The organism is Sphingomonas segetis (assembly GCF_009720245.1).
Lineage (GTDB): Bacteria > Pseudomonadota > Alphaproteobacteria > Sphingomonadales > Sphingomonadaceae > Sphingomicrobium > Sphingomicrobium segetis.
On record NZ_WJSQ01000018.1, the window covers coordinates 21063 to 27156 of the forward strand.

Below are 6094 nucleotides of genomic sequence, written 5' to 3' on the forward strand. Positions count from 1 at the left end.
GGATCCACGCGGCTCGCGTGACGGAGGGGAGACGAGGATGCAAATGAACAATTGGTCACGTCGCGGCCTGCTTGGTGCGGCGGCGGTATCGCTGGCGGGGCTCGCCACGGCGTCGATCGCCGAGGTGCCTTCCAGCCACGCGAGCGCGGAAGCGCGCGCTGAAGCCGCGGTCAAGAAGATGACGCGCGACGAGAAGCTGACGCTCGTCCTCGGCTATTTCGGCAGCGATTGGGAAGGCAAGAAGCCGCCGACGCCCGCCCGTTACGGATCGGCGGGATATGTGCCGGGAATTCCGCGCCTCGGCATCCCGCCGCAGTGGCAGACCGACGCCGGAGTCGGAGTCGCGACCCAGGGCGGCGCTGCGACCAAGCGCGAGCGAACCTCGCTTCCGTCGGGAATCGCGACGGCGGCGACGTGGAACCCGGACCTGGCCTTCCAGGGCGGGCGCATGATCGGCTCGGAAGCGCGCGCGTCGGGCTTCAACGTAATGCTCGCGGGCGGCGTCAACCTCGCGCGCGATCCGCGCAACGGCCGCAATTTCGAATATGGCGGCGAAGACCCGCTGCTCGCCGGCATCATGGTCGGCTCGCAGATCGCGGGCATCCAGTCGAACAACATCATTTCGACCACCAAGCATTATGCGCTCAACGACCTCGAGACCGGGCGCAAAGGCCATGACGTGCGAATCGACCCGGCGGCCGCACGCATGTCGGACCTGCTCGCTTTCCAGTTCGCGATCGAGCGCGGCGACCCCGGTTCGGTGATGTGCGCTTACAACAAGGTCGACGGCGACTTCGCCTGCGAGAACGACTGGCTGCTCAATGACGTGCTGAAGGGCGACTGGGGCTTCCGCGGCTATGTGATGAGCGATTGGGGCGCCGTCCACAGTACGGTCAAGGCGGCGCGCAACGGGCTCGACCAGCAGTCCGGCTACCCGTTCGACGACAAGCCCTATTTCGGTTCGCTGCTGAAGCAGGCGGTCGCGTCCGGGCAGGTCTCCACGACGCGCCTCGACGACATGGCAGAGCGAGTGCTCTACGCGATGTACGCGCACGGCGTAGTCGACAACCCCGTTGCCGAAGGCGGCGCCATCGACGTTGCAGCCAATGAGGCCGTCAGCCAGGCCGACGCCGAGCAGGCGATCGTGCTCCTCAAGAACGAGGGCAATCTGCTCCCGTTGGGTGCAAACGTCCGCCGCATCGTCGTTATCGGCGGCCATGCCGACAAGGGTGTGCTTGCCGGCAGCGGCTCGTCGCTCGTCTATCCCCGCGGCGGCAACGCGGTGCCGGGGCTTGATCCGACCGGCTGGCCCGGGCCCGTCATGTATTTTCCCGATTCGCCGGTTCGGGAGCTTCAGCGCCTGGCGCCGAACGCGAATGTGACATTCGTCGACGGTACCGACCCCGCAGCCGCGGCCGCCGCCGCGCGTGCCGCCGATGTGGCGATCGTCTTCGGCACGCAATGGTCGGGCGAGTCGATCGACGTGCCGATGAAGCTCGACGGCAACCAGGACGAGCTGATCGACGCGGTCGCCGCCGCCAACCCCCGGACCGTCGTGGTGCTGCAGACCAATTCGGGCGTCGCGATGCCGTGGGCGCCGCGCGTACCGGCAATCCTCGAGGCCTGGTACCCCGGCACCAGGGGCGGGGCGGCTATCGCCAACATCCTCACCGGCCGAGCGAACCCGTCGGGCCATTTGCCGGTGACTCTCTACGCGTCGCAATCCCAGCTGCCGCGGCCGGTCCGTCCCGGCGCCAATTCGGAAATGGATGAGTTCGCCTTGCCTTATTCGGAAGGCGCGGCGGTCGGGTACAAATGGCTCGATCGCAACAATCTCCAGCCTTTGTTCCCGTTCGGCCACGGGCTGTCCTACACGAGCTACGAGTACGGCCCGATCAGCGCCGCGGCAGGGCCGAACGGCGCCGTCCGCGTGCAGTTCACGCTGCGCAACAGCGGCAGTCGCGCGGGAGCAGCCGTCGGCCAGGTCTATGCTTCGCCCGCAAGCGGCGGATGGGAAGCGCCCAAGCGGCTGGTCGGATTCGCCAAGGTCGACCTCGCCCCCGGCACCGCCCGGATCGTATCGGTCGACGTCGATCCTCGCCTGCTCGCGACTTTCGACGAAGCGGCTCACGCATGGCAAATCGCGCCGGGCAGCTACAAGCTGATGCTCGGTGCCTCCTCGCGCGACCTGCGCAGCAAGACCAGCGTGACGCTTCCCGCCCTCACCCTTCCGGCGAGCTGGCGCCCGGGACAGGAAGCCGCTGCCCCAACGCCGCAGCGCGGCGAGCGAGGTCGATAAGCGCGAGTCCGTCGCGCGCATCCTCGGCGCGCACCGGCAGCGGTGCCCCGTCGAGGATCGTCGCGGCCACGCCCTCGTAGAAAGCGAGATAGTCGCCGCTTTCGGTCGGTACCGCGCGGCAGCTTTCATCCGGCCGGACGAGCAGTCCGTCTTCGCCGCTCTCGCCGAACCCTGGGTCGCCAGGCCGCACGCCGGCCTTGAGCTGCGCTTCCTGCGGATCGAGCCCGTGCTTCACGAACGAGCCGGTAGTCCCGTGCACCGCGAAGCGCGGCCGCGGCGCTGCGACCAGAGTCGACCCACGAAGGCATGCACGCATTTGGCCGTAGTGAAGTGTCACGTCGAAATAGTCGTCGACGCTCGCACCGCCGCGCTGCGCTTCGATGTCGGCCGAGACCGCGTCGGGCGTCCCGAACAGCCGAAGCGCCTGGTCGACCATGTGGGGCGCGAGGTCGTTGAACAGCCCCGCGCCCGGTCCGGGCACCTCGCGCCAGCCCGGCTTGATTGCCGGCCGGAAGCGGTCCCAATGCGCCTCGAACAGAAGCACCTCGCCGAGCCCGGGCATAATCTTCTCGACCGTCAGGAAGTCGCCGTCCCACCTGCGGTTATGGAACACGGTGAGGACGCGCTCGCGCTCTCCGGCTATGCGGATCAGCTCGTCGGCTTCCCCAACCGTTACTGCGATCGGCTTGTCGACAACGACGTGCCTGCCCGCCTCGAGCGCCGCCTTCGCGAGCGGGAAATGCGTCGGGTTGGGCGAAGCGATAACGACTAGCTCGCAACGCCCCGCCAGCTCGTCGACGCTGCCGACGTGCAGCGGGTGCTCGCGCGACGTGAGCACGGCGGTGAGCTCCAGCCGGTCGCAGGCGTGGATCAGCGGCTCGTGGAACACGGCGCCGGCGAGGCCGTAGCCGATCAGCCCGACTCGGATCACTGCTTCACCCGTTCGATTCAAGGGACGTGCTTGACGCGGTACTAAATGATAGCGCTATCATGCGGCAAATGCAGGATGTGAAAGGGACAGGGGAATGGGCCTGAAAGCGCTGTGCGGATTGCTGTTGATGGTACTCGCCGGCTGTGCCGCAGCGCCGCCGCTTAACCCTGGCACGCCACCAGCTTCTTCGATCCTCACCCAGGCCAACCAGCCCTTCCACCGCGGAGTCAACGTCCTCGGCTACGATCCCTATTGGACCGATACCGCCAAGCGCCGGTTCCAATGGCGCCATTTCGCCGAAATCAGGAAAGGCGGCTTCGATTTCGTCCGCGTCGTCCTCCAGGCGTTCAAGCACATGGATGCGAACAACCGGCTCGATCCGGCCTGGTTGGCCAAGCTCGACGAGGTCGTCCGCGAGGCGCAGAAGGCCGGCCTCGGGATCATTCTCGACGAGCATGACTTCAACCCCTGCTCCGAAGATTTGCACGTTTGCAGCGCGAAGCTGACCGCCTTCTGGCAGCAGGTTGCGCCGCGCTACGCCAATCATCCGCGCACCGTCGCCTTCGAACTGTTGAACGAGCCCCACGACAAGCTCAACGGCGAATCGTGGAACCGGCTCTTCGCCGAGCAGCTCGCGCTCGTCCGCCAGACCAACCCGAATCGGATCGTCGTCGTCGGCCCGACCCACTGGAACAGCCTCAACGACCTGCCGCTGCTCAAGCTTCCGCCGGACCCGAACCTGCTCGTCACGTTCCATTATTACGATCCGTTCCATTTCACCCACCAGGGTGCGACCTGGGCGGGCGAGGACGTCAAGAAGCTCAAGGGCGTCACCTGGGGCAGCGATCAGGACCGTGCCGCGCTCAGCTCCGACTTTGACAAGGTCGCCGCCTGGTCGGACGCGCACAACCGCCCGATCCTGCTCGGCGAGTTCGGCGCCTACGACAATAGCGGGACCCCGCTCGACCTGCGCGTCGCCTACACCGCTGCGGTGCGCGCCGAGGCCGAGCGCCACGGCTTCGACTGGTCCTATTGGCAGTTCGACGGCGACTTCATCGTCTGGGACATGAAGACCCAGCGCTGGATCGAACCGATCCACAAGGCGCTGATTCCCTAAGACCCACGGCCGGATTGCCGGCCGAACCTCTGATTGGCGGGGGCGAAGCCTGGCTTGCCAGCCGGAGCCGGACCTGATCCGGGGGAAGGCTGGTGCCGGATGCAGGATTCGAACCCGCGACCTTCGGTTTACAAAACCGCTGCTCTACCAACTGAGCTAATCCGGCCCGGCCGCGCCTCTGCGTCATAGCACGCCGAAGGTCCAGCCTTCGGCGCGGGCGATTTCGGGCGTCAGCCCCCGCGGGTCGAACGCTCGAGGCTCCGTCGTTGCCAGCAACCGCATTCCCGCGGCGGTCACTAGAGCATCGGTCTGGTGATCGCTGGGCTCGAAGCCAAGGCGGACCGGCTTGCTGCCGAGGCCTTCGAGAGCGAGGTTGACCGCGGCGCGCGAGCGCAGCTTCTTCCCCGTCATGCCGGCGCGGCGGAGATAGATGCGCGTGTAGATCTCGACCACGGCGCTGCCGTGCTCGGCCAGGGGATCCATGGGCCAGATCGCGACCTTGCCGTCGAGCCGGCGGAGCAGGCGCATGCCCGCGAAGCTCGCCTTCGCGACCTGCGCCGCGCCGATCGCGTCATAAGCGCTCGCAGTCTTGCGTCCGCCCTGGGCGTTGAGGCGCGCGTCGCATTGGCGGAAGCGCACGAAATCCGCCTTCACGCCGTCGGCGATGCCGAAGTAGAAATGCCTGCGGTGCACCTGTTCGAGGAAGCTCGCCGCCCCGAGGTCCTCGTCGTCGCACTTCGCATCGACATAGGCCCAGAATGCGTGCGCGCTGTTCGGAACGCCGGCTTCACCTGGCAAATATTCGCCGCGCTCAACGATTGGCGGAGCGAAGCTGAAGTCGAAGCCGAACAAAGTCGGCTCCTTCGCCGAGCGCTTCAAGAGCCAGCCAAGTACCTCCTCGCGCGACCACACATGCCCCGGCCGCACCAGCCGCGGCGCCGACTCGCCGCGCGCCACGGCAATCGCAATCCCCCGATGCCGTTTTCCCTTCGCCCCCGACCAGTCGATGGCCACGTAAGATTGAAAATGGACCGTCATCGCGAGGACTCGCTAATGCGAGTCGAAGCAATTTTCACGCGACGCGCGAAGGCGCGATGATGGTTTCGCGCAGAGACGCAGAGGGGTTCACGAAGCGCGGCGGCAGCACCGATCCGGTAGGCACGAGGGAGCTTCAGCGCTTGAGATTCCTGGCTGCCGCGCGTGCAAAACCGGACGCCTCTACGCCCGAGGACGGGACGTCGGCCGTTTCCGCGCTTTGGCCGGCGGCTTGGCCGCGATGAAATCCCGGGAGCGCCCGATGACCTCGCGCACACGCTCCTCATCCTTGCTGTCGTAGCGGATCAGCACGCCCTCCCAGCCGACATAGTGCGGCGTCTGCCAGAAGATGCTCGGATCGGTCTCCTTGAGAATTTCGATGGTGTCGAGGTCCATCGCGACCCCGAACGACGTCTCGGCCTCGTGGCTCGGGAACAGGAAGGCCCGTCCGTTCGCCGCCACCTTCACCGCTGGCTTGCCGTAGCTGGTCCCGAGCTCTGTCCCCGGCAGCGAAAGCGCGAAGTCGACGGCGTCCTCGAAGGTCACACCAGCGGCGGCTGGCTATCGCCTTCGTCCGGTTCCGGCGGAGGCGGCGCCTGGCGGAGGCGCTTCGGGCGCGGCGGGGGCATCGGCGGGCCGCCAGCCTGGTCGGCCCATTGATCGAGCACCCGCGCGGCGGCGTCGCGTCCGCCGAGGCCGAAGGCGAGCGCGC

5 protein-coding genes and 1 tRNA gene are annotated in these 6094 nt (G+C 67.2%); 2 read left to right on the forward strand and 4 right to left on the reverse strand.

The features are described from left to right. The first annotated feature begins 43 nt into the window (after positions 1 to 43). Complete coding sequence (locus GH737_RS03280) at positions 44 to 2299, forward strand: beta-glucosidase family protein (protein WP_155263432.1); 2256 nt, start codon at positions 44 to 46, stop codon at positions 2297 to 2299. On the opposite strand, the gene GH737_RS03285 is transcribed toward GH737_RS03280, so the two are convergent. Further along, a complete protein-coding gene (locus GH737_RS03285) occupies positions 2223 to 3230 on the reverse strand; it encodes a Gfo/Idh/MocA family oxidoreductase (protein WP_155263433.1) in 1008 nt (335 codons plus the stop codon). The genes GH737_RS03280 and GH737_RS03285 overlap by 77 nt on opposite strands. Before the next feature lie 94 nt (positions 3231 to 3324). On the opposite strand from GH737_RS03285, the gene GH737_RS03290 reads away from it, so the two are divergent. Then, a complete protein-coding gene (locus GH737_RS03290) occupies positions 3325 to 4347 on the forward strand; it encodes a glycoside hydrolase family 5 protein (protein ID WP_230558600.1) in 1023 nt (340 codons plus the stop codon). A gap of 90 nt (positions 4348 to 4437) precedes the next feature. Here GH737_RS03290 and GH737_RS03295 read toward each other — a convergent pair. From GH737_RS03295 to GH737_RS03305, 3 genes are all read right to left on the reverse strand, one after another. Beyond that, positions 4438 to 4513 (reverse strand) — tRNA-Thr (locus GH737_RS03295). 17 nt (positions 4514 to 4530) lie between these two features. Next, positions 4531 to 5385, reverse strand: a complete 855-nt coding sequence (locus GH737_RS03300; protein ID WP_155263434.1) for a hypothetical protein — start codon at positions 5383 to 5385, stop codon at positions 4531 to 4533. 180 nt (positions 5386 to 5565) lie between these two features. Next, positions 5566 to 5928: a hypothetical protein gene (locus tag GH737_RS03305; RefSeq protein ID WP_155263435.1), complete on the reverse strand. Its 363-nt coding sequence runs from the start codon at positions 5926 to 5928 to the stop codon at positions 5566 to 5568. Positions 5929 to 6094: the final 166 nt, after the last annotated feature.